At 39.3% G+C, this 22,963-nt stretch carries 22 protein-coding genes; 19 read left to right on the top strand and 3 right to left on the bottom strand.

Features of this window, described 5'->3' with window-relative positions; genetic code table 11:
- The first annotated feature begins 9 nt into the window (after positions 1-9).
- The 16 genes from ACQ4LT_RS13780 to ACQ4LT_RS13705 all read left to right on the top strand — a co-directional run bounded on the left by ACQ4LT_RS13780 (position 10) and on the right by ACQ4LT_RS13705 (position 16,392).
- Positions 10-792, top strand: coding sequence for an FkbM family methyltransferase (locus ACQ4LT_RS13780; RefSeq protein WP_445666640.1), 783 nt, complete (start codon positions 10-12; stop codon positions 790-792).
- A 23-nt stretch (positions 793-815) separates the two neighbouring features.
- Entirely contained in the window at positions 816-1,973 is a 1,158-nt protein-coding gene (locus ACQ4LT_RS13775) for a glycosyltransferase family 4 protein (protein WP_445666639.1), read from the top strand.
- A 3-nt stretch (positions 1,974-1,976) separates the two neighbouring features.
- Positions 1,977-2,201 (top strand): sulfotransferase, encoded by a 225-nt coding sequence (locus tag ACQ4LT_RS13770; RefSeq protein WP_445666638.1) that lies wholly within the window; start codon positions 1,977-1,979, stop codon positions 2,199-2,201.
- Between the two features lie 31 nt (positions 2,202-2,232).
- Positions 2,233-2,847, top strand: coding sequence for a sulfotransferase family protein (locus ACQ4LT_RS13765; protein ID WP_445666656.1), 615 nt, complete (start codon positions 2,233-2,235; stop codon positions 2,845-2,847).
- A 78-nt stretch (positions 2,848-2,925) separates the two neighbouring features.
- Positions 2,926-4,128: a glycosyltransferase family 4 protein gene (locus ACQ4LT_RS13760; RefSeq protein WP_445666637.1), complete on the top strand. Its 1,203-nt coding sequence runs from the start codon at positions 2,926-2,928 to the stop codon at positions 4,126-4,128.
- 35 nt (positions 4,129-4,163) lie between these two features.
- Positions 4,164-5,357, top strand: a complete 1,194-nt coding sequence (locus ACQ4LT_RS13755; RefSeq protein WP_445666636.1) for a glycosyltransferase family 4 protein — start codon at positions 4,164-4,166, stop codon at positions 5,355-5,357.
- Positions 5,357-6,481 carry a glycosyltransferase family 4 protein gene (locus ACQ4LT_RS13750; protein WP_445666635.1) on the top strand — a complete coding sequence of 375 codons (1,125 nt, stop codon included), beginning with the start codon at positions 5,357-5,359 and terminating at the stop codon, positions 6,479-6,481. Before ACQ4LT_RS13755 ends, ACQ4LT_RS13750 begins: the two co-directional genes overlap by 1 nt.
- Positions 6,482-6,490: 9 nt before the next feature.
- A complete protein-coding gene (locus ACQ4LT_RS13745) occupies positions 6,491-7,552 on the top strand; it encodes a glycosyltransferase family 4 protein (protein WP_445666634.1) in 1,062 nt (353 codons plus the stop codon).
- Positions 7,553-8,911, top strand: a complete 1,359-nt coding sequence (locus ACQ4LT_RS13740; protein WP_445666633.1) for an O-antigen ligase family protein — start codon at positions 7,553-7,555, stop codon at positions 8,909-8,911.
- 77 nt (positions 8,912-8,988) lie between these two features.
- Entirely contained in the window at positions 8,989-10,122 is a 1,134-nt protein-coding gene (locus tag ACQ4LT_RS13735) for a glycosyltransferase (RefSeq protein WP_445666632.1), read from the top strand.
- A 39-nt stretch (positions 10,123-10,161) separates the two neighbouring features.
- Positions 10,162-10,722: a WcaF family extracellular polysaccharide biosynthesis acetyltransferase gene (locus ACQ4LT_RS13730; protein ID WP_445666631.1), complete on the top strand. Its 561-nt coding sequence runs from the start codon at positions 10,162-10,164 to the stop codon at positions 10,720-10,722.
- Positions 10,719-11,483, top strand: a complete 765-nt coding sequence (locus ACQ4LT_RS13725; protein WP_445666630.1) for a glycosyltransferase family 2 protein — start codon at positions 10,719-10,721, stop codon at positions 11,481-11,483. The genes ACQ4LT_RS13730 and ACQ4LT_RS13725 overlap by 4 nt, the downstream gene beginning before the upstream one ends.
- Positions 11,484-11,763: 280 nt before the next feature.
- Positions 11,764-13,092: a nucleotide sugar dehydrogenase gene (locus ACQ4LT_RS13720; RefSeq protein WP_445666629.1), complete on the top strand. Its 1,329-nt coding sequence runs from the start codon at positions 11,764-11,766 to the stop codon at positions 13,090-13,092.
- Between the two features lie 279 nt (positions 13,093-13,371).
- A complete protein-coding gene (locus ACQ4LT_RS13715) occupies positions 13,372-14,577 on the top strand; it encodes an MraY family glycosyltransferase (protein ID WP_445666628.1) in 1,206 nt (401 codons plus the stop codon).
- Between the two features lie 188 nt (positions 14,578-14,765).
- Positions 14,766-15,623 (top strand): hypothetical protein, encoded by an 858-nt coding sequence (locus ACQ4LT_RS13710; protein ID WP_445666627.1) that lies wholly within the window; start codon positions 14,766-14,768, stop codon positions 15,621-15,623.
- 16 nt (positions 15,624-15,639) lie between these two features.
- Positions 15,640-16,392 (top strand): hypothetical protein, encoded by a 753-nt coding sequence (locus ACQ4LT_RS13705; protein WP_445666626.1) that lies wholly within the window; start codon positions 15,640-15,642, stop codon positions 16,390-16,392.
- A gap of 6 nt (positions 16,393-16,398) precedes the next feature.
- On the opposite strand, the gene ACQ4LT_RS13700 is transcribed toward ACQ4LT_RS13705, so the two are convergent.
- The 3 genes from ACQ4LT_RS13700 to ACQ4LT_RS13690 form a co-directional block, all read right to left on the bottom strand.
- Positions 16,399-17,049 carry a porin family protein gene (locus tag ACQ4LT_RS13700; protein ID WP_445666625.1) on the bottom strand — a complete coding sequence of 217 codons (651 nt, stop codon included), beginning with the start codon at positions 17,047-17,049 and terminating at the stop codon, positions 16,399-16,401.
- A gap of 916 nt (positions 17,050-17,965) precedes the next feature.
- Positions 17,966-18,163: a hypothetical protein gene (locus ACQ4LT_RS13695; protein ID WP_445666624.1), complete on the bottom strand. Its 198-nt coding sequence runs from the start codon at positions 18,161-18,163 to the stop codon at positions 17,966-17,968.
- Positions 18,164-18,387: 224 nt separating this feature from the next.
- Positions 18,388-18,648, bottom strand: coding sequence for a hypothetical protein (locus ACQ4LT_RS13690; protein WP_445666623.1), 261 nt, complete (start codon positions 18,646-18,648; stop codon positions 18,388-18,390).
- Between the two features lie 924 nt (positions 18,649-19,572).
- On the opposite strand from ACQ4LT_RS13690, the gene ACQ4LT_RS13685 reads away from it, so the two are divergent.
- Genes ACQ4LT_RS13685 through ACQ4LT_RS13675 form a run of 3 tightly spaced genes read left to right on the top strand, consistent with a single transcriptional unit; the run spans position 19,573 to position 22,666 of the window.
- Positions 19,573-19,971 carry a response regulator transcription factor gene (locus tag ACQ4LT_RS13685; protein WP_445666622.1) on the top strand — a complete coding sequence of 133 codons (399 nt, stop codon included), beginning with the start codon at positions 19,573-19,575 and terminating at the stop codon, positions 19,969-19,971.
- Between the two features lie 31 nt (positions 19,972-20,002).
- Positions 20,003-21,130, top strand: a complete 1,128-nt coding sequence (locus ACQ4LT_RS13680) for a HEAT repeat domain-containing protein (RefSeq protein WP_445666621.1) — start codon at positions 20,003-20,005, stop codon at positions 21,128-21,130.
- A 3-nt stretch (positions 21,131-21,133) separates the two neighbouring features.
- Positions 21,134-22,666 (top strand): glycosyltransferase family 2 protein, encoded by a 1,533-nt coding sequence (locus ACQ4LT_RS13675; RefSeq protein WP_445666620.1) that lies wholly within the window; start codon positions 21,134-21,136, stop codon positions 22,664-22,666.
- Positions 22,667-22,963 lie beyond the last annotated feature (297 nt).

The following is a 22,963-nucleotide window of genomic DNA, read 5'->3' as shown; positions in this document are numbered from 1 at the left end:
TAAGTGGAAATGGGAGTTGAATTTAATTATAGAGAGAATAGATTTTATATAGAATCACACAGTAATGATTACATCTACAAAAATATTAAAGAGGATGGATCTTTTTATGAATTAACATTCTTGGAGTACTTGTTTAGTATTAGAGATAAGTTCGATGAAGGGAGCACAAAATCTTTAATAATTGATGTAGGTGCTAATATTGGTAACCATGCAATATATTTTGGTACTTATATATGTGATTATGTAGTAGCAATCGAGCCCAATCATGAAGTCATTGGATATCTTCAACGTAATCTTCAGAATAATCTCCCGAATAATTTTTCTTTGATTAATAAAGCAGTAGATAAGGAAAAGGGGAAAGGATATATCAATATTATCGATAGGAATAATTTGGGTGCTTCTAAATTGGTTTCCGCTGGTACAGATAGTGAGAAGAGTATAGAAATTACTACTGTGGATGAGATTGTTGCCAGAATCATACAGCAGGATAACTATAAGGTCAGTTATATGAAATTGGATATTGAAGGTATGGAGCTTAATGCCTTAAAAGGTAGTGTCCAAACCATTAAAGCATATCACCCCCATTTATTTATAGAGGCTCAAAATCAAAAAAAATTTAAAGAGATTACTAGTTTCTTAAGTTCGTATAATTATAAACCATTAATAAGTTTTGGCCATACTCCGCTTTATCATTATGCCTACAAACCTTCAATTTCTCTTAGAATTAAAACATTGTATTTAAAGCTTAGAAGGTACGGTGAAAAGGGTAAAAAATATCTCGGTATCTTTTAAGTTTATTTCATATAAATCTATTTATGAGAATTTTACATTTCTGCGAAAAATTTTCTACACGACCTGAAACATTTATCTATGATTACGTTACGGAATTACAAAACAAGGGTTTTGAAAATCATGTCTTGACGTTTGAACGAAAAAATGAGGAAGAAAGGCCTTTTGATAATGTCCATATCGTTCAAAAACCCGGGAAATGGAATATTGAACGGGTTCTCAGGCGAATTTGGGATTATACTGAAGAAACACCGATAACAGCATCTTGGCCTCAAATACGAAGAAAATTAAAACAAAAAGTTCAGGAGATAGCTCCAGATGTTATACACGCCCAGTTTGGTCCAAATGGTGTTCTTATATCTCCAATAGCTGATGAGTTGGATATACCCCTGGTGGTCACATTCCATGGTTACGATGTATCCAGACTAATACAACATGAGGGTTGGGTAAAGCAATATGAAAAACATTTTCCCGATTTCTCAGCATTTGTAGGGGTATCCAATCATATTTGTAATAAAGTAAAATGGTTAGGGGCCCATAAGGATAAGGTTCATTTAGTTCATAATGGTATTCGTGTTAAAGATTTCAACGTTAAGAAAAGCTATGAATCTGAAGGGGAGGTGACTTTTTGTTTTATCGGTCGATTTGTGGAGAAGAAATCACCCGTTCTTTTGCTAAAATCATTTCAATGCTGTTTAGACATGATTGAAAATATCAGATGCAAGCTTATTATGGTAGGAGATGGCCGGCTTATGTCTGATTCCCAAAAATTTGTAAGGGATAATCATTTAGAAGAATTTGTAGATTTTGAGGGGTATATACCACACGCGCAAATTCCTGAATATCTGGTGAAAACAGACATTTATGTACAACATTCTGTAACGGCTCCAAATGGTGATCAAGAAGGAATGGGAGTAACATTAGCCGAAGCTTCTGCAAGCGGTATACCGGTGATTACAACTAATCACAATGGATTTCCGGATGTTGTTAAAGATGGAGATACAGGTTTATTAGTTGAAGAAGGTGACTTTGAAAGGATGGGAAATGAGATGGCAAGGCTTGCTAAGGATGAGAAACTTCGTAAAATACTTGGGAAGAATGCAAGGCAGCACATGGAGAGTGAGTTTGACATGAAAAAGCAGATAGTTAAGAATATTAACGTACTTAAAGGGGTAATAAACTGATAAATGGTTATTCCTGATTTTATTATTGCAGGTGCAATGAAATGTGGGACCACTTCTTTACATTATATTCTGTCTAAACATCCTCAAATTTTTATTCCAGATGAAGAGATTAATTTTTTTGATTTAGATGAATTTGATCAACATAAAGATTTCATAATGTACAAAAATGGGAAATGGTATTATCCCAATTTCATGAAGAATAAAGTAGAATACCTCCAACTGGTATAGCTCATTTTTTGAAGATGGGAAGGATTACGAAATAATAGGGGAGGATTCTACGACGTATATTGCATCAAAAAATGCTGCTAAAAGGATTTCAAAAATAATACCGGATACAAAAATCATAATTATGCTAAGAGATCCTGCAAGTAGAAGTTACTCACATTATTTTCATTTAGTGAAATCTGGTAGAACTACAAAAAATTTTGAAGAGGAACTGCAGTTTGGAGAAAATACGATTATTCAGAGAAGTCTTTATAAAGCTCAGATAAAAAGATTACTGGACAATATTCCTAGAGAACAGGTTAAGTTTATCTTGTTTGAAGATTTTGTGTCTGATATAAGAGAAGTTACGAAGAAGGTTATGAGATTTATTGGGGCAGATTTGAGTGAAATAGATCCATCAAAATTAAATGCTCATAGAAATAAAGCTTCAGCAAGGAAAAGTCTCAAGTTGCAACTGTTAAGAAATAAGTTTACTGGTCCTAGGGTATCCTACAGTTATCTACCTTGGATGCCTAGAAATGAAAATAATACTAAGGGTTTTCTAAGGCGAGCCATTGATAAATTGCATCATATCATGAATCCGGTGATTTCGGATAAACCCTTAATGAATAAAGAAACCCGAAAATTTTTAGACGACTATTTTAATTAGCAAAATGAGGGTATCAGTGAGTTAATAAATAGAAAGGTTGATCATAAATGGTATAAATCGATAAGTTGATATAGATATATGAATATAGGTTATATCCTGTCAGAACCCGTCAACCCCAATGGTACAAGCGGAGCATCCGTCCATGTAAGTAAAATTATCGAAGGTCTGAGAAATAAAGGCCATAAAGTAAATTTATTTTCGCATAATTATAACTTTGATGGAGTAAGTAATTCTAATTCCGGGGTTAATGGTTTTTCTTTTAAAAATCTTTTCAAAAATAGTGTTAAAAAGATAGTACCCCGGGGGATTGTCCGCCCATTTAAGAATTATCTTAAGTATCGCAGAAACATGCGAATGCTTAACGGTTGGGAGAATGGCTTAAAATCATGTGATCTCATCTATGAACGTGATGGAGTATACTGCTTTAAATCCCAAAAATTAGCTGAGAAATATGACTTGCCTTATATCATTGAATGCAATGGGTTTTTCTGGGAAGAACAGATGTTTGATGGTTTGGCTTTTAAAAAATTGTATAAGAGAAGACACGTTCAAAAGTGGAAGTCAGCTGACCATCTTATAGCGGTTTCCGGTGAATTTAAAAAGAAAATGGTAGGTCTTGGCATTGATGAAGGCAAAGTTTCTGTGCTCCATAACGGGGTGGAGATGGATGTTTATGAGGTGCCTAGCAAAAAGATAACAGATTTAAGGAACAGTTTTGGATTCAGTGAAAATAATGTTGTTATTGGCTTTATTGGCCATATTTTGCCTTGGCACAGGTTGGATATCTTGGTGGAAGGAATTGCGCAGTTGAATAAAGGTGGGTATCCGGTAAAGGGACTAATTGTTGGCGGGGGTAAACTAGATAAAGTATTTAATGAAGTGGATCGGCTCGGTTTAAAAGAAAATATTGTATTCACCGGTGCTGTACCGCAAAACCAAGTACCTGTACATATAAAAGCAATGGATATATGTACTATTCCGGGGTCCAGTTCTTATAATTCTCCGGTCAAATTATTTAATTATGGCGCAGCTGGTAGACCAGTATTGGCTACCAACCGTAGTTCAATAACAGAAATTATAGATGACGGCAGGAATGGTCTGCTGTTTTATAAAGAGTCACAGTCTTCCTTTAATGAACAATTGGAAGAACTGCTAAAAGACCAAGTGTTAAGAAAAGAGCTTGGTAAAAACATCAGGAGTGATATAGAGAAGCATCATACATGGAATGATGTCGTGGACCGGACGGAAAAAATTTTAGAAAGTAGTGTAAAGCATAAATAGAATTACATTGTGCAACCTCAAAGAATTATTATCGAATGAATATTTTACAAGTTAACCAGGATATCTCCACTAAGGGCGGAGGAGTGGCCCGTATGATTCGGGAGTATGCACCCTTTTGGGCCAAGGAAGGTCACAATGTTTTTACCTTGACCTCTGAAAAACTGGATCAGAAAATTGATGGAATTACCAATATTTACAGCCCTTTGGTTACTGCTACCGGCGGTTGTGACAGGTCGGAGGTAGAGCATATTGCTAAGCAGTATGATATTGATGTTGTTCAATTTCATGAAGTAAAAAACCTGGATCTGCTAGAAGAATTTTTGAGACGTATTCCTTCTTTTGTCTTTTTGCATAATTATGGATGGTGGTGCCCAGGCAATGACCTTTTTCACTCCAGAACCGAGGAGAATTGTGATCTCACTACGTGCTGGAAGTGTGTGCCCAATGCCTATATAAAGAAATGTAACAATCGGCACCCTAAGCATTTGGTACCCTCAGTTCGTAATGCATATAGAAAGAAAGGACTATATGATAATGAGAATATTCAGTTTGTAACATCATCTGAGTACCTGATTGATCGGGCAGTTAAAGCGGGAATACCCAAAGAAAAACTTGATAAAGTAGCATACGGTATCAATGCTGGAAAATTTGAGAGCAAGGGAAAACAAGTTGAAGAGATTGAATCGAACTATATTCTATATGTTGGGAGATTGTCTAAATCTAAAGGAGTACACTATTTGTTAGATTCTTATTCAGAGTTAGATACTCCTAAACCACAGTTGGTGATTGTAGGTGATGGTCAATATGCCAAGCAGATTAAAACGAAAGCATCGAGTTTGGAAATAATGGCTAAGGTTCGCTTTCTTGGTTGGAGAGGGGATCGCGAGTTGGCGTGGCTTTACGGTAACTGTGAATTTCTTGTCGTTCCCTCAATATGGGATGAAGTATTTGGTATTGTAGGTATAGAAGCCATGGCTTCAAGAAAACCAGTAATTGCCTTTGATGTTGGAGGTATACATAACTGGTTAAGGGATGGTTATAATGGCTATTTGGTTGAGCGAAAGAATAGAAATATGTTAAGAGCAAAAATGGAAAAGCTATTGCAAAACACTGAGCAAAAAAAGAAAATGGGTAATAACGGATATACCTATTTTAAAGAGAACTTTATTGCACAAAAACAATCGGACAGTTTATTAGAAATCTATAAAAAAGGAAGTAGGACGGGTTAATGCACATTCTCTATTTAACGTCCGGTTTTGGATTTGGTGGGGCGCAAAACATTATAGTAGGACTTGCTAAAAAAGCAATTCAAACGGGTCACGATGTAAGTTTTCTATCAATAACTGATAGTCTAGATTATCCTGAACTATTGGAAGAAGATATGTTTGACTATCACAGTCTTGAATATGAAGGTAGATTTAAACCACAGAATTTTTTTACTCTCCTAAATCTTAGAAGGCTGTTACAAGAAAAGATTAATGAGATAGGTCCCGACGTTATTCACGAGCATTTATTTATACCTAAAATTCTACTGTATGGTTTGTCGTCTAATAAAATGCCCCCAATACTTCAAACTCAACATGACAATAGTCCTTGGTGGTTTAGAGAAGATTTCAAGTCAAAATTGATGACTCATATAGAGAAAAAATTTGCGCAAAAAACGGCATGTAAAAATGTGGCTATAAGTAATTCAGTCAGAAAAGATCTGGTGAATTATCAGGGGCTTGACTCCAATGAAATCCCCCGGGTTTATAATTTTGTGAATATTAATTTTTCGAGTGCCTCAAAAAAGATAGATAACAAGACGCCTGTCAAAATTTTTATGCTCACCCGTCTTATCTGGGATAAGAAGGGATTGGGGGCCGCATTGTCTGTGATAGAAAGATTACACAGAGAGGGAGAAAATATCCGGTTTATCGTTGTCGGGGATGGGAAAGACTACGACAAAATGGTGAATGAAACAGAGGATTTAAATTTAGATGGTGTTACGGAATTCAGGGGGTTTCAACAAGATGTAGAGCAACAACTTAATGAGGCTGATATCTTATTGATGCCTTCGCAGTGGGAAGGGTTTGGAATAACGGCCGCCGAAGCTGCTGCCCGTGGTGTGCCCGTTGTGGCCAGTGAGGTCGGAGGACTACAGGAAGTGGTAATTGATGGCAAAACAGGTTTTACTTGCCCCCCTGATGATATTGACTGTTTCGTAGAATCAATAAAAAGGCTTTTGCAAGAAAAAAAGTTGTATGGAGAGTTTTCTAAAACGGCCATTAAAAAAGCAAAAGAGCGGTTTAGTTTAGAAAAAGCATATAAGCACTACGAAAATCTGTACCAAGAAGTAAAAGGTTCTAAGTAAATGTTGGAGATGAATTTTAATAAAATTGCTTTCCTTTCTTCCCGTTTATCAGGTTATATGTCTGCCTGTTTAAAAACATTAAAAGAGAAATATGATGTTAAGCTGTTGGTTTACAGTTGGCCTCAATCTCCCAATGCTCCATTTGATGAAGAAACATTTCAGTTTATTGATCATCATTATATAAAAGAAAATGATGATTATAGTCAAATACTTGAAAGGCTTATAAAATTTGATCCCGATACTATATTGACCTCGGGATGGATAGATAGCGACTATTTGAAAGCTTGTCGTAGAATAAAAGGTAATGGAATACCTGTTATAGCTGGTTCTGATACTCAATTTGAAAATACGTTTCGTCAAAAAGCGGCTCAATGGATTGCTCCGTTTTATCTACACTCTGCAATAGATGTGCTGTGGGTTTCCGGAGAACGGCAGCGGCAATTGGCCTATAAATTAGGGTATACGGATCAGAATTGTTTGGATGGTTTCTACTCTTGTGACTGGGAAAAGTTTGCTGAGTATAAGAACGTTGACAAATCACAGCGAGCCTTTATCTATGTGGGTCGTTATATAGATCGAAAAGGTATTCCCCAGCTCATTGATGCTTACAAGCAGTACTGTGAGGAGGTAAAGGATCCCTGGAAACTGGTGTGTGCCGGTAAGGGTCCTCTGGGAAAAGAACTGGACAGGGTAAACGGCATCGAGAACCGCGGGTTTACGCAGCCGGATGAGCTTCCTGAACTTATGACTGAGGCCAGTGCCTTTGTGTTACCAAGTTTAAAAGAACCTTGGGGAGTAGTAGTGCATGAGGCGGCGGCTACGGGTCTTCCACTGATATGCAGCTCTGCCTGTGGGGTTACTACGGCTTTGTTGCGGGATCGCTATAATGGATACTTGGTAGAACCGGGCAATACAAGCCATCTGGTGAATAAGATGAAAACGATGCATCAGTTATCAGATAAGGAATATGGAAAAATGAGTAAGCGAAGTTTTGAATTGTCAAAGCAGCTTACTCCCCATTTGTGGGCGGATACATTGATAGAGGGAATCAAAGAGTTTAAGCAAAATTAAATGAGTTCTACTGTAGTTTATACCGGTCTGGGAAAGCTTACGTTGGATAATTCCCAAATGGCGGCGATTAAGTTTTTGGTGATACTTCTACTTCCAATTTTTGGGGGTATTTTTCATACTGCTTGTTATTTACTGGTAGCAGCCTGGTGCTTGTTGGGTGTTCGGAGGAGTCTGGAGGGTTTGACATTGTTGTGGTTGTTAACATATCTGAATCCAGGCATTTATTCTTTAAGCAGTCTTGAAGGTTTTTTGCGTTGGTTACCTCTGTTTGCTTCAGCGTTTACAGTTATGCGTGTTGGCTTTTTTACAAGGGACTATAATATCCCAAGAGCAGTCGTATGGTTAATAGTTTATACAATTGGTATAATGGTAATGGCATTTATTAGTAGCCGATTACCTTTGGTTTCGCTTTTTAAAGTTTTGAGTTTTTGCATAGGAGTGATGACCATATTAATGGGCTTTCAAATCGAGAGTGATAATAATAAATATTGGGAGGCATGGTTCACAACCCTCTTACAAACACTACTCTTGGTTAGTTTACCATTAATAGTATTAGAATGGGGATATACTCGAAATGGGACTGGATTTCAAGGGATTTTAAATCATCCTCAGGCCTTCGGTCCGGTTATAGCACTATTGTTAAGTTGGTTTTTTGCAAATAGAGTTTCGAAGGATAACCAAAGCTTGTGGTTTTGGTTTATAATGGCAGTTGGAAGTATATCAATTATTGCATCAGAATCACGAGCTGCTCTTCTGGTATTTGGTGGTGGAGTTATTATCTCTGGATTTGTTAGCGTATTTAAAAATAAAAAAATTATTGAGTCGATTAATATCAAAGTGGCGGCGGTATTAGTTCCTATAGTTGGAGCGATTATGATAGCTGGGATAATTTACAGTGGTTCAATTATCGACGCAACATCAGAGTTTGTTTTTAAACGAAATAGTATTACAGTTGAACAAGCTTTTGAAAAGTCGCGCGGCTTTTTAATAACTCAATCTATGGGGAATTTTTACAAAAATCCTATTTTAGGGATTGGTTTTGGAGTTCCTTCACTACCAAGTGAGGTTTATATAACGAGAGATCCCTTGTTCGGTTTACCAATTGGTGCACCAATTGAAAAAGGATTTCTTTACTCGGCTATTTTAGAAGAAACAGGATTAGTAGGAGGACTTCTTTTTTTGACTTTTATGGCAAGTTTTTTTGTACCGATTTTATCAAAAAATATAGTATTTCCATCACTTGTTATTTTTATTGGAGTGTTACTATTTAATATTGCTGAAGCAGCCCTTCTTTCAATTGGTGGAAATGGACTGATAATGTGGTTGCTTCTAGGTTATGCCAGAATTAGTAATGGGTAGATTAGATTTTCTGTGATAGATTTGAGATACAAAATTAAATTCACATTTATTTATGAACAATCATATCTAAGAGCATATTGAAGATTCTACAAATAATGCCCAGTATTGCCCGATCATTTGGTGGACCCACCGAATCCTTAATTGGGTATAGTCAGGCAATAAATAAGGTTTCAGATATTCAGTTAGAGGTGGCTTCTCCGAGGTGTCCCGGTAAAGATTTCAAATGGTTAAGCGAACAGTTACCTTTTGTAGAGTTTCATCAGTTTAAAACCTATGGCCGTCATGCTTGGGTGAGTTCACCCGAGCTGTGGAAATGGCTTTCAGATAATGGCAGAAACTATGATCTTATTCATATTCACGGTCTATTCAATCCGGTAAGCAGCTTTTCGGCTACAATTTGCCGTAAAAAACAAATACCATATATCATCCGTCCCTTTGGAACACTTTCCCGATACACTTTTTCACGCCGAAAATGGTTCAAACAACCTTGGTATCAACTAATCGACAAACCGAATTTACGTAAAGCTGAGGCTGTGCACTTTACAACGGAAGCTGAATATGAGGTGGCTGATCGTTTGAATATTAATTTTTCTGAAAAGAAGTATGTAATTCCCCCACCTTTTAAATTTGAAAATGATAATTATGCAGGTGCGTCAGAGAAATTTGACGAACCAGTTTGTTTATTTATGTCACGTTTACATCCTAAAAAAAATTTAGAAGATTTAATTCAGGCTTGGGAACAGGTCGTTCAGAAATATCCTACCTCTAAATTATTGGTAGCGGGTAGTGGTGAGAAAGAATACCAGAAATCCTTAAAAAGTTTAGTTGCTAAGTTGGATTTGTTTGATTCCGTAACTTTTAAAGGTTTTGTTACAGGGATGCAAAAAAGAGAGCTAATTGAAAGGGCTTGGTTATTTGCACTTCCTTCATATCATGAAAATTTTGGTATTGCTGTTCTTGAAGCTATAGCGGAGGGATTGCCGGTAGTTATTTCTCCTGAAGTACAATTATGCAATTTTGTTAAGGAGTCAAATACAGGCAAAGTAGTTAAACGTAATCCGAAACTTATTGCCAATGCCATCATCGACATTATTGAAGATAAACCATATCGTAAGCGATGTGCTGAAGAAGGGCCAGTTTCAGTTAAAGAAACTTTTTCTTTAGATAGGGTTGGCCAGAAATTAATAGAAACCTACCATACTGTAACTTAAGTTCTTTTTTTAAGGTAACTTTAATATTTAGACATTGATGTGAATAAGTTAAACAAGACGGATCTATCTCAATTTAATAATGATTGGTATTCTCCCGGTCGAGGAGTAATAGTTCGATCACTTTGGTATGTTATTAACGTGCTTTTTTTAAAAAATTCTTTTTCAGTATTATCAATTTTAAAAGTAAAATTACTGCGATTATTTGGCGCCACAATAGGAAAAAATGTGGTAATTAAGCCGAACGTTAATATAAAATATCCTTGGAATTTGAATATAGGTGATAATAGCTGGATAGGGGAGGAGGTATGGATTGATAACCTTGCAGATGTTCATATTGGGAAAAATGTATGCATCTCTCAGGGTGCGATGTTATTAACTGGTAATCACAATTATACAAAGCAGTCATTTGATTTGATTACTGAACCGATAATAATTGAAGAAGGGGTATGGATCGGGGCACAGTCTGTGGTATGTCCGGGAGTTGAATGTAAATCACATAGTATTTTATCGGTAGGTTCGGTGGCTACCGGCAATTTAGAGTCATATACCATTTACCAAGGTGTGCCTGCTAAGGAAAAAAGAAACAGAATTATTGAATGAAAGTATCCATCATTACTCCTTGTTATAACAGTGAGGCTACCATTATAGAGAGTGTTCAGAGTGTTCAAGATCAAAGTTATGATAATATAGAGCACATTATAATTGATGGAAATTCAGAGGATGAAACGCTCGAAGTTCTTCACAATTACCGTGCTGGAATTGATAAATTGATCTCTGAAAATGATGAGGGAATTTATAATGCAATAAATAAGGGAATATTGCGTGCGACGGGAGATATTATTGGAATCCTTAATGCCGATGACAAGTATATCTCTAATGATGTTATTGAAATGGTAGTTGCCAGTTTTAAAAAAGAAGAAACGTCAGCCGTCTATGGGGATTTGCAGTATTTGGATAGTAATGCTGATAAGCTGCTTCGAAACTGGGAAGCGGGTCCATTTGCTCTTAAAAAATTCGAGAACGGCTGGATGCCTCCCCACCCAACGCTTTTTGTCCGAAGTGAACTTTATGAGGAGTACGGTCTCTACAATGAAGAATTTGATATTGCTGCTGACTATGAGCTAATACTTCGCTTTTTATACAAAAATGAAGTGCCAGTTTCCTACATCCCGGAAGTATTGGTACAAATGCGTTCGGGAGGAGTTAGTAATGACGGTTTAAAAAGTAGGATCCAGGCCTTTATTGAAGATTATAAGGCTTGGAAGAATAATGATTTGGGAACGATGACTGGATTAAAAGCTCAAATTTTAAAGAGAACTACCAAGATTGAACAGTTCTTTCCATTCTTCAAAGAAAATTAGTATTACGAGGCGCAGTGGGGGCGAGGGAATAATGCCCGATTGTTATAAGCAGAATAAAATGAAGCGCGGAATTCTCTCGAAAATTGTTCGCAATCGTTTTGGAGATGGGGCTTTTCAGATGCTACGCAATCCTATCAGATGTTCATTATTGGACGAGGCCTTATTGATGAAGTATAGAAAAAGTGGGGAAAATAAACTATAGACTACGTTAAACTTTTCACTTAAAATTCGAATCCGCTATATTCATCTTTCCCAAAAATTCAGATCAAAAAGAGAAAACATGTTTCAAGAGTTATTACAAAAGATTGACGAGAGAGAGTACACCGTTGGCATCGTAGGATTAGGATACGTAGGACTCCCCCTGATGTGGACGTTCCACAAAGCCGGCATACCTGTCATCGGTTACGATATCGACCAGAAGAAAATCGATTGTATTCATGAAGGACGATCGTATATCAAGCATCTGGATGAAAACATGATGCAAACACTATCTGAGAGTAATCGGTGTGATGCTACAGTCAACTTTTCGCGTCTGTCTGAAGCTGATGCGATCCTGATGTGCGTGCCGACTCCACTGGACGAGCACCGCGAGCCTGATATGCAGTATGTGGAAAAGACGGCCATGACGATTGGAGAGAATTTACGAAAGGGACAACTGGTGGTTTTGGAGTCAACCACGTATCCCGGCACCACTGAAGAGCTGATTATTCCCATATTGGAATCCAAGTCCAACTTGACGGCTGGAGAAGATTTCTATGTGGCGTACAGCCCCGAACGCGAAGATCCCGGGAATGTTAACTTTGATACGGGAAGTATTCCTAAAGTGGTGGGCGGACATACCCAGGAAGGTATTGATCTGGCTTGTGCCATGTATGATACGGCTATTGTCCAAACGGTTCCGGTTTCCGATACAAAGACGGCCGAAGCGGTAAAGATGACCGAGAATGTTTTTCGGGCTGTAAATATAGCCTTGGTAAATGAGCTTAAAGTGGTGTTTCAGGAGATGGACATCAACGTCCACGAAGTGCTTGATGCCGCCGACACCAAACCCTTTGGCTTTATGAAGTTTGTCCCCGGTCCGGGTCTTGGTGGTCACTGTATTCCCATTGATCCCTTTTACTTGACGTGGAAAGCCCGTGAGCACGAGCAGCACACCCGCTTTATCGAGCTGGCCGGTGAGATTAATACAAAAATGCCGCAGTATGTGATCGACCAGACTTTGAAAGCACTAAATGCTCACAAAAAGCCGATGAACGGCAGCAAGGTACTGGTGATCGGTCTGGCTTATAAACCGGATGTCGATGATCAGCGTGAATCACCCACCTTTAAAATCATGAATCTGCTTGAAAAATACGGGGCTGAGGTTTCCTACTACGATCCCCATATCTCGGAAATAAAACCGACGCGGGAGTACGATCACTGGACCGGTAAAAAAAGCATTCAGTGGAATAAAAAAACGATTAGCAGTTTTGACGCAGTCGTTATTTCAACAAATCATTCGGATATTGATTACCAACAACTGGTTGAGTGGTCGGATTGTATTGTTGACAGCCGTAACGAAATGAACGGCATCGAGCGTAAATCTGATATCCACATCTGGCAGGCGTGATCAAACTTGTTGACTGATCAATGTAGAACTCAAAATTGCCACTAATCTTTGAAAAGAGAACCCCAGTAGGTATTTCCCTTTATAATATCATTAGTATGGTATGTGAGTACACAGGCTGATAACGGGAGCATCAAAACTTTTTTGTGGTATGGAATTAGAAAGTTTATAAATATTAAAAAAATTAATGGTGGGTTTAACAGTTCACCTTTTCCCAAATTTTTAATACCTTGTCAGTCCAAAAAGCAAGAGTGTTGGCTAATAGCGAAAAAGGGCTATGTGATGGACGCATTAATCATTTTAAAGGAGACGTTACCGATACTGGCTGCAATAGGAGCGTTTATAATAACGTATTGGCTGATACCCTCAATCATTGATGTATCGCACCTCAAAGGATTGTTTGATGATCCTGCGGATGAGCGCAAGCTGCACGTAACCGCTATCCCCAATCTGGGCGGTGTAGCTATATTTGCTACCGTGTTTATCGTATTTTCCATCTCTGGCTATGCTACGCAATATTGGGCGCCCTATCTCGCTGCGGGTCTTACGCTGCTATTCTTTTCTGGTATAAAAGATGATATCCTGGTTATTGATCCCTACAAAAAGCTTTTGATACAGGTAATGGCCGTATTGGCATTAATGGTAGGTGGTGAGTTGGTTATAACGAATCTAGGGGGCGTTTTCGGATTGTATGAAATTCCTTACGAAGCCGGATTTGGGCTTACCTTTTTTACGATGATCGTGGTTTTGAATGCCTATAACCTTATCGACGGTATTGACGGACTGGCTGGGGGGGTAGGAGTTATAGCTTCGCTATTTTTTGGATGGTGGTTCTGGGAGACGGGCATGATGGCCCATTCCGTATTTGCCTTTATCATGGCCGGATCGCTGCTTGCGTTTCTGCGCTTTAACTTTCAGCCGGCCTCTATCTTTATGGGTGATACCGGCTCGCAGGTTGTGGGATATTCATTGGCTTTTTTGGCCGTGGCATTTGTTCAGGCCGGAGTTACATCACCTGTAGAAGTTCCTTATCAAAATGCCGTGCCCGTAATAGTACTTTCGGTATTAATTGTTCCCCTGTTTGATACCCTGCGCGTATTTCTTTTTCGGGTACTTCGCGGTAAATCCCCATTCAAAGCCGATCGCCGGCACGTCCATCATCAGCTTATCGATATGGGATTCTCTCACCGTGCGGCCTGTTATATACTTTACGCCTATACCGTCGGCATTACCGGGATGACGTTTGCTCTCTCATGGATGGAGGTAAATACCTTGTTGGCAGTCGTGCTTGGTATAACCGTGTTACTGTTTCCTACCGTACGTATCAAACGGCGACTTTTAAAAAAGTTAGGGATTAACATGCCGTCACGAAGACAAATTCAGATTTTGGAGATGAAATACGGCATGCCGCCAAAGACAGTGGGCAGGAAAGTGGATCAGAAAGAAGCTGAAGAAGGGAAAGATGAGATGAAAGAAGTCGTCGCGTAGGAAAGGATAATTTTGAAATTTTCTTTGGAAGTAGTGGCGCGGACGGCTCTGCCTATGATTTGGTCGCTTTATCTTTACTAAAAAGATTATTTCCTGTTCATAATTTCAAGATGAAATTCCTCCACAAATAGAGGATATTGGAATTCACTATTTCAATTAGCATCCGTTGGAAAATGCTGTGTAAACATATGATAGGGATTCACAGAAAAAACTACTTGGGAGTAAGTAATATATTATTGCTCATGTTCTTCATGGGGGTACTGCTGTTACTCATCCCTTTAAAAGGGGAAGCCCAAGATAACCGGCTTATACATACCAACAGCTGGGAATATGAATATATCAAGCGTCTGCAGCAACGGGGACATTTATTGGAAATGCATCCGAGTAAGCTTCCGTATGCTGTGAAGGATCTGCATCAGTCATTGAAAAAACTGGAAGTAAGCAGCTTGGGTGAAAAGGAAAGGCGATGGGTTAATATGCTTAAGAAAAGTGTTGAATCACGTCCAGAAAATGTGGACAGTATGCGGGTCGGTGGATTATTTGAGCCCGGTGCTCGTCATAGTAGCAGTGACCGCCTCAATGTAGACGATCCGATGGGAGAAGGTAAGCCGATACTACCAAGGGCAAGGTTAAATAGTTACCTCGAATGGAAAAACTGGATAGGTCAGGCGGGCATTACCTTCGACTGGTTTTACGATATTGATCCCGATGGGTTGGATACAGTTCGTCGGCTGTATATCCGTAGTGAAGATACTTATTTGGGTTTTAATGGTGATCGAGTAGATCTTTATGTAGGACGTTTCAATAATCATTGGAGTGTTTTTGATCGTCAGGGATCCTTTTTAACGGATAATCCACAATCTTTTGATCAGATACAGTTTACGCTTGGGAGCTCAAAGATATCGTTCAGCAGCATACTGGGAGAGATGGATAATATGGGCGCAGACAGCACCTTCACTGGTCGATCGTATGGATTTGGGGCGCTTCCGTCGATATCTGTTTTTACATCGGTTAGATTGGAGTCCAGTCCCGAACCTCAAGCTTAGCTTTATCGAGGGAGAAATGTATTTCAGTGAGACGGCCAGTATTCAAATGCGAAACCTGTTGCCGCTGCATTTCCTGTTTTTTGAAAGTCATAATGCCCCTATGAATAACGATAGTAATATGATGCTTGGCGGTAGTATTTGGTATCAAACGGGCTCGTTTACGTTATTCTTCCAGGGGATGATTGATAACATGGATATTAAAAGTCAAGATCCCGCGGGATCTCCAAAATCTCCGCTCGCTTTTACTATTAATAGTTCTGTTACGGTTACTGATCTTGCCAATAAATTTGATCTGGGTGTGGAAACTGATATAGTAGCTACCAATGCTTATAGAGCAAATCAATATCAAAATCAATGGACTTATGCTCAGCGGGGATTGGCAACGAATTTTAGTGATTATATCAGGACGAAAGCCTACGCAACTTTTTATCCCGATTGGATGCATGGACTCAAAGTTGAACCAGCGATTACATTCTATTGGAAGGGTACGGAAGATTTTCGAGAGTTACGCTCGTCTTTCTTACCCAATGGGAATCCGATGCCTGCAGTTTTAGCAGGAACAGTAGAGCGTACCATTCGTCCTTCTCTTTATTTTCGTTATCAGCCTATGGGGACAAAAGTGTTTGATCTCAAACATGATATCCGTTTTAACTTTTGGCTGGATGCTGATATGGGCGTTAACATCACGGACAATTATAATAATAGAGAAGGGGCGACCAACAGGCGTTTTGTCAGACTATTCCGCTTATTTGGTCAGTTTACTTTTTAACGGTGGCTACAGTAGGTAAACAAAAGAGAGTTTAAAGGCATAATTTTTGGGTTTAAGCTGTGGATTTCCATTATAAGTCTGTAAAAAGGTACGCTGTAAACGAGTCTCAAAGCCATATTTATCAATGAACTCCATGCCAAAGCCTACGACACCACCGGCATCATATTTGGAGTAAGCGTCAATAACATTTTCGAAAACGCTTCGAGTTAAATTGCCGTCAATATTGTCACCGGTAAGGCGCGCGTTTAGCAAGTATTCCCCAAATATTCCGACGGTAAAGTGATAGGAGTATTGCATGATTTGATTCCCGTATACGGTGCGCCCTGTTTTTTTCGGCTCGTTATAGAATTGTACCAATACCGGCAGGTGCAAATAGTACAGCTTCGATCGGATATCGGTTTGAAATTCTCTCCCATTCAATGTAATGGATTCATTATAATTGGCTCCCAACATGATAATCGAAGGTTCGAGACTCGCTTTCAGCAACTGGTTTAGGGTTGTTCGAGTCATAAAGCTCACTTGATAACCCAAGGCCGAACTGGGTGTTAATTGATTGCTCTCGTAGTTCCGAAACCTATCGGTGTGATTGCTAATATTCAGCCCTGCCGTCAATCCGTATTCCAGGGATTGCGATTGCCCACTGAGATGAAATCCCATAATAAGACTAAATAGGACAGGAAGTGCTATTATTTTGCGACCAAACATAGAGAAGTTCAATAAGATGATCCATTTACAATTTTAGCCGAAAGTACAGTACGAATAATAGCTACAAATATTAGGCCAATATTCTATTAACGTATTCTGTTATAAAAAAGATGGCTATTATGGATTATAAGAGCAGGTTTTTGTTATTCTGTGTTGTCAAATCGGGAAGTAAGGTGACAAACTGTTCCAAATGTATGAGTAATATTTACTGAGTACTGAAATTTTAGTTTTCAGTATACTCTTAACTCATGATTTAGCTTTCCTACAGGATATTATCCTACTTTTCTCGTATTAGTGCATCGCTGCGGCCCGCTTTTTATTTTCCTATTAATCATTATAAGTAAATAAATGTGGTGCGGACCTACTGTCGGCAGGAGAATTCGAAACTACAGAACATTAAAAGAAGTTAATTTTATTTTGGTTTCAAATTATCAATGTTTGAAATAAGGGAAAAAATGTTGGCTAAACGGGAAAACCATGATTAATCTACCAGGAGAAGATGAGATAGCAATGGGAATTTTTAGTGGGCTGTTCATCGCTGGGGGAGCAGTATTACGAGTGATGGGCATGGGATTTTATTGGATAGTTATAGCAATTGGTTTCATATTAGGGGCCGCGGTATTGTTGTCAAAGTTTTGGGGAAAACATCGTAGAAGGAATATATAGTAATCTGCCTTATAAGATTACTGACCAAGCCCGAAATGACATTCTTAGAAGCGGACCTGGAAGAGGAGTCCATTTAGAAGGGTCACGTGAGCCTGCTATATCTGAATAGCCCCCAGTGAAGGTATATTGCGGGTTATCTAATGACAGATCAAAAGAAAAAAACAAACCCATAGGTAATATGCGAAGCAGTTCAAGTTGGATGTCATAGTCCAGAGCTCTCCCATGGGATACCATCTTGGATCTGGGTCTCCATACCATCACTGAAAGCATGAGCCGAAAGGGCAACTGCTGGATAATGTCCCAACCGTAAGCTTCTTTTAAACGCTTGGATATGAATGTTATGCACCGGATCGCTACGCCAGCTATCGGCATAGGTGGACAGCAATATATTGTTAGCCAAGGTAGGAAAAATATGGATACCCAATCACATAACGATCAATTAGAACCGTTTGAACGATACCCAATGGTCCCCTATAGGTCAGTTATTAATAATTTATTCCACTATTATTTTTAAAAATTTATAGCTCGCCCTTATGGAGTTTTAAAATTACATAACTTCTGAGGAGAAGCTCTTTGAGATTGTTTAAGAGGCAGTCACAGAAGCTACTCAGGTTACTGAGTAATCTACGAGTTTACGCGAGAGTTGGAAGCGGAATGCCTAAGTTCATTGACTAACTCTTGGTATGAGCCGATTTCCTTTTCATTTTGCTGTGTTTTTAATGTAATGTCTCCATTGAGAATAAGTTGACATTGTTGTCCCTTATACTTGAAATCAAAAATTTCCAATTCGTTTACCATATCGTCATATGGTTTGCCAACATCATTGACGAAGTACACTTTGTGTTCGAGTTGTTTCCGCAAGGCATGAAATAGACGGTCACTCATAACTGTTACCCCCAGTTTAGTTACCTATTGTTTACTCTCCTTTTATAATGTAAATACCGAAATGTCCAGTAATTTGTATGCTTTGCCAACGCAGTTGGATGAAACATCATCCATAGCCAGAATATTATTGTCTCTTCTTGCGATAATTCTTCTTTCAGCCAAGATATTAAATTATCTCTAATTATATCAACCCTTGTAGGCTGGGTTTTAGTAAGTTAGTAAGACCGATGAGGAGGGTAATCCTTACAAATTTTTTGAAAGAATTTTGTAAGGCCGGATTTAAAGGCTATTGGGATCTGCAGCACGTTGTATCTATTATGCAATAGAACACATTTCTGCTATGCATCGGATACTGATTGGTTGCAACTAGCGTTGCCAGCGGGCAAACACTATTGCGACCCCCCCAACAATTGATGGACGAGTATATTGACAAGGGGATACTCAGCTGCGGTGATATTTATATAAGGCAGGCCTAAATGCTCTCTTGTAAAACCGCCATTGCATCACAAACGAAACCGCCTCCCGTCATTGGTCGGGATTACACTGAAACGGCCCCGTTATATGGTCCCTGTATCGGTTGGAGTAAAATATTCCCCTTCCAGTCTTTGACCATAAATTGTTCTACTGGTGAGCAAAGTGCTGGTTTACCTACGCCGTGTACTATATCTGGGATTAACCGAGGTAGTGATAGGCTATCGGGACCTTTTTTATGGAGAGATCGACATGCTATAGGTTTTAAAAAGTAATAAATGCAGACGAATCGACAGGGGGTACGCTTGTATTATTAAGATCTGTTCATCTATTAGAAATTTATAGCAATTTTTTTAAAATTGGTGATCAGTGTGTTCAAATAATTGGTTTTAGGTTATTAAGCATTCAAGAGTAACTACTAGGAGAGATAAATTATCTAAAGGGGTATTTCTTATGTCACAATCAACTCAGAATAGGTCACGAAAAGATGTAGCAGATGTTTTAATTGTTGAAGATAACATGGTGTTATCGTATACCATGGGGCTCAAATTAAAGCAGAAAGGTTATTCAGTCACTAAAACCGGGAACGGAAAGGAAGGGTTAGCCCTGGCGATTGAGCAAAATCCTGCATTGCTTATTCTGGATATCATGCTTCCCGAAATGGATGGGTTCGGAATATTGCGGGAACTGCGCAAAAGGGAGTCCACGAAGGATATGAAAGTGTTAATACTGACTTCCAAAGGGCAGGAAAAAGATGTAAAGACGGGGTTTGATCTTCAGGCGGATGAGTATATGACGAAGCCTTTCTCAGTGGAAGAACTTTTGATGAGAGTCGTAAGGTTAATTGGGTAGTATTCAACATTAAGATATAACTGTTATTACGATGCTTATCAGCTATGCGTTACTGTACAATCTGACTATTGGTTTGGGGTTCATTACGATATCAGTGGTGCTTTTAGCTGTGGGCAAGAGATTCATTAATAGTTGGGAAACAACGTTACGGACCGACCGCCAGGAAGAAATCCTTTCCCTGGTCTTTAGATATGTGGAAGGCGAAGCCTCAAAAGAAGAAATAACATCCTATTTAGATGGTAGTTGGTCCACGGCCCGGGCGTTTCAAGAGATTGTATATGAGCTAATTGAGGATTTGGAAGGGTCCTATAAAGACCGGTTACAGGACCTGCTGAAAATTGACTTGCTATACAATACCTATCAGACGTATTTAGGTACGTTCTCGGAGCACAAAAAGCTGGATGCTCTTGACTACTTTCGTCATCTTCATGCTCTCCCGGATGACATTGTCGATAAACTTTGGAAATACATCGATCGGGGATCATTGATACTGGCCCATGCCTCTACTTCTGCACTTATGCGAGCCACCGATGTCATGGTGCGCAGGAAAGCAATTAAAAAATATATTCAACGGTCCGATGCTACTCTGCATTCCTTTATGGAAATTTTGCACGAATACCATCGCCCGGAACTCGAGCAGACGGCTAAAGAATCCAAGTTAGTTCCGTCGCTGCTGTTTCGAGACGATCTTAAAGCGAATGTAAAAATTGCACTGCTACGTTGCGTTCCCCAGTTTGGGTACTTGGAACAGGCTGATACATTGCACTGTTATCTTATTATTCTAAACCAAGAACAAGGAAAGCCCAACGTTATAGCGGAATGTATACGAGCTCTTGGCAGGCTCTACTATGTTACGGCAGCGCCCCTTATTCGGGAATTAGCTGTGGAAAGTCCTCACTCTGGCATCAGGCAGGCTTGTGCTTTTGCGTTGGGAAAGTTCGGGACCGAAAAGGATCATCGAGAGATTGTACCTTTGCTCCTAGACAGCAACTATGACGTGCAGTATGAAGCTGCGCAGGCGTTATCAAAGGCGGGAGGGGAGGTCGACGAGTTGTTAGCGTATTTGGCATATAACAAAACAATATCTGCAGAGAATATTTTTTACGGAGTAAAAAAGGAGTCGCAGGAAGTGCAATCACATCTCTTTAGGATTTCTTAGCACATGAGCGACTTACTAGAGGTATTAAATTTCGGCATACTACTGTACTTTTTCTCAATAAATGGGTTTTACCTGTTTTTGCTTGGCCTTTCGTTGGTAAAAATTCGCACGCAGTCGAAATTGATGAAAACATTCCGGCTGACCGGCCAATATGAAACGGACCAATACAAATCCACGTCTATCATTGTCCCGGCCTATAACGAAGAAGAAAATATTATCTCTTCGGTACAATCACTGTTGCAAGTACAGTTCCATGACTTTGAGGTGATTGTTATCAATGATGGTAGCAGCGATCAGACGATGAAACGTCTGAAAGAGCATTTTGAGCTTTTCGAATTGGATCGGGTGATACCGAAAGTGATTGAACAACAACCGAATAAGGCGGTCTACGGTTCTGAAACCTTTGACAATCTTATTGTTATTGATAAACAACGAGGCAGTAAAGCTGATGCCCTGAATGCAGGAATAAATGCCGCCCGCAAGGAGCTGGTGTGTTCCGTTGACAGCGATTCCCTGTTGGAACCCGATGTTCTCAACAAATTATCGATTGCCTTTTCGGCCGACGAAAATACCATTGCTGTGGGGGGTATTGTACGATTGGCCAATGGCTGTGAAATTGAAAACGGGCGTATAAAACAGATATCTACCCCTCGTACGTTCCTGGAAGTGATTCAGGCGGTCGAATATCTTCGAGCATACTTATTTGGTCGCGTGGGATTCGATACCCTCAATGGATTATTTATCATGTCGGGGGCTTTCAGCATCTTTACAAGGGAGAGTCTGATTAACGTTGGTGGGTATGATAAAGAAACCGTAGGAGAGGATGTCGAAATGGTACAACGGCTTCACCGGTGGTATCGCGAAAACGATATTCCCTACAATATCAAGTTTATGTCGCATCCGGTTTGCTGGACCGAAGCACCTACGGACTGGGATACGCTCCAAGAGCAACGCCAACGGTGGCAGCAGGGACTGGCCTACAGTATGTTCAAGCATAAAAGTATGATCTTTAACCCGAAGCATAACCTGCTGGGAATGGTTGTTCTTCCGTTTTTCTTGATTTTTGAACTGTTCGGACCCATCATTGAAATTGGCAGCTATCTGTTATTCGCGGTGCAACTGTTTTTGGGTATCGTGTACTTTGAGTTTGCCGTACTATTTCTAATAGCAACGGTCCTGTTGGGAATAATACTTTCGATCTCTTCAGTGTTGGCCGAAGAATATACCTTACGCAAATATCCAAGGATCGGAGATGTATTTATACTGTTAGGGGGAGCAATAGTAGAGAATCTTGGATACCGTCAAATTCATTCCTGGTGGCGACTACAAGGGTTACTTTCCTATTTTAGGGGCACCATGGAGTGGGGCGTCATGCAAAGAAAAGGTCATGATCGTATCTATAAAGGCCATAAAAATGAATTTGCCTCACAAAGAGAGGGCATACATAAAGCTTGGGACTTCATCGTACACTGGCGCTACTGGATAGCGATTGGATTAATAAATGTATTTTTAATAGCTATTATTATGGCAATATAACCGACACGTCCGCTTTTAAAAGACAAGTTTTAAAACGGAGGTGTTTTCTTTAACCAATGGGACAACTCCTCGGGATCATGTCCTGCCTTTCCCCAAACTTATGAATTCTTGTTCTTAGTAGGAGTGGCTCAGTAGTAGAGGGGCACTTTCCTGTGAGGCGCTTATTTGCTCAGCGGTAGCGTTTTATATATGGCGGAATTTGAAAGGTCAGCTGAAAATAATTTTGTGGATAATACTATTAGTGTCCAGCTAAGTGAGCAATGAATGGAAAAAAGGTTGGAATAATTGGAGTGGCAA

The sequence above is a fragment of the Fodinibius sp. AD559 genome, assembly GCF_052712805.1.
The sequence above is the reverse complement of the archived record's forward strand: the minus strand, read 5'-3'. Positions and strand labels throughout refer to the sequence as shown.

Coding starts and splice junctions, on each gene's coding strand:
- ACQ4LT_RS13705 (WP_445666626.1), top strand. CDS start 15,640: ATGTATTTCAGTGAGACGGCCAGTATTCAAATGCGAAACCTGTTGCCG.
- ACQ4LT_RS13725 (WP_445666630.1), top strand. CDS start 10,719: ATGAAAGTATCCATCATTACTCCTTGTTATAACAGTGAGGCTACCATT.
- ACQ4LT_RS13715 (WP_445666628.1), top strand. CDS start 13,372: ATGGACGCATTAATCATTTTAAAGGAGACGTTACCGATACTGGCTGCA.
- ACQ4LT_RS13680 (WP_445666621.1), top strand. CDS start 20,003: ATGCTTATCAGCTATGCGTTACTGTACAATCTGACTATTGGTTTGGGG.
- ACQ4LT_RS13745 (WP_445666634.1), top strand. CDS start 6,491: ATGAATTTTAATAAAATTGCTTTCCTTTCTTCCCGTTTATCAGGTTAT.
- ACQ4LT_RS13780 (WP_445666640.1), top strand. CDS start 10: ATGGGAGTTGAATTTAATTATAGAGAGAATAGATTTTATATAGAATCA.
- ACQ4LT_RS13690 (WP_445666623.1), bottom strand. CDS start 18,648: ATGAGTGACCGTCTATTTCATGCCTTGCGGAAACAACTCGAACACAAA.
- ACQ4LT_RS13740 (WP_445666633.1), top strand. CDS start 7,553: ATGAGTTCTACTGTAGTTTATACCGGTCTGGGAAAGCTTACGTTGGAT.
- ACQ4LT_RS13720 (WP_445666629.1), top strand. CDS start 11,764: ATGTTTCAAGAGTTATTACAAAAGATTGACGAGAGAGAGTACACCGTT.
- ACQ4LT_RS13775 (WP_445666639.1), top strand. CDS start 816: ATGAGAATTTTACATTTCTGCGAAAAATTTTCTACACGACCTGAAACA.
- ACQ4LT_RS13675 (WP_445666620.1), top strand. CDS start 21,134: ATGAGCGACTTACTAGAGGTATTAAATTTCGGCATACTACTGTACTTT.
- ACQ4LT_RS13770 (WP_445666638.1), top strand. CDS start 1,977: ATGGTTATTCCTGATTTTATTATTGCAGGTGCAATGAAATGTGGGACC.
- ACQ4LT_RS13710 (WP_445666627.1), top strand. CDS start 14,766: ATGATAGGGATTCACAGAAAAAACTACTTGGGAGTAAGTAATATATTA.
- ACQ4LT_RS13760 (WP_445666637.1), top strand. CDS start 2,926: ATGAATATAGGTTATATCCTGTCAGAACCCGTCAACCCCAATGGTACA.
- ACQ4LT_RS13700 (WP_445666625.1), bottom strand. CDS start 17,049: ATGGGATTTCATCTCAGTGGGCAATCGCAATCCCTGGAATACGGATTG.
- ACQ4LT_RS13750 (WP_445666635.1), top strand. CDS start 5,357: ATGCACATTCTCTATTTAACGTCCGGTTTTGGATTTGGTGGGGCGCAA.
- ACQ4LT_RS13685 (WP_445666622.1), top strand. CDS start 19,573: ATGTCACAATCAACTCAGAATAGGTCACGAAAAGATGTAGCAGATGTT.
- ACQ4LT_RS13755 (WP_445666636.1), top strand. CDS start 4,164: ATGAATATTTTACAAGTTAACCAGGATATCTCCACTAAGGGCGGAGGA.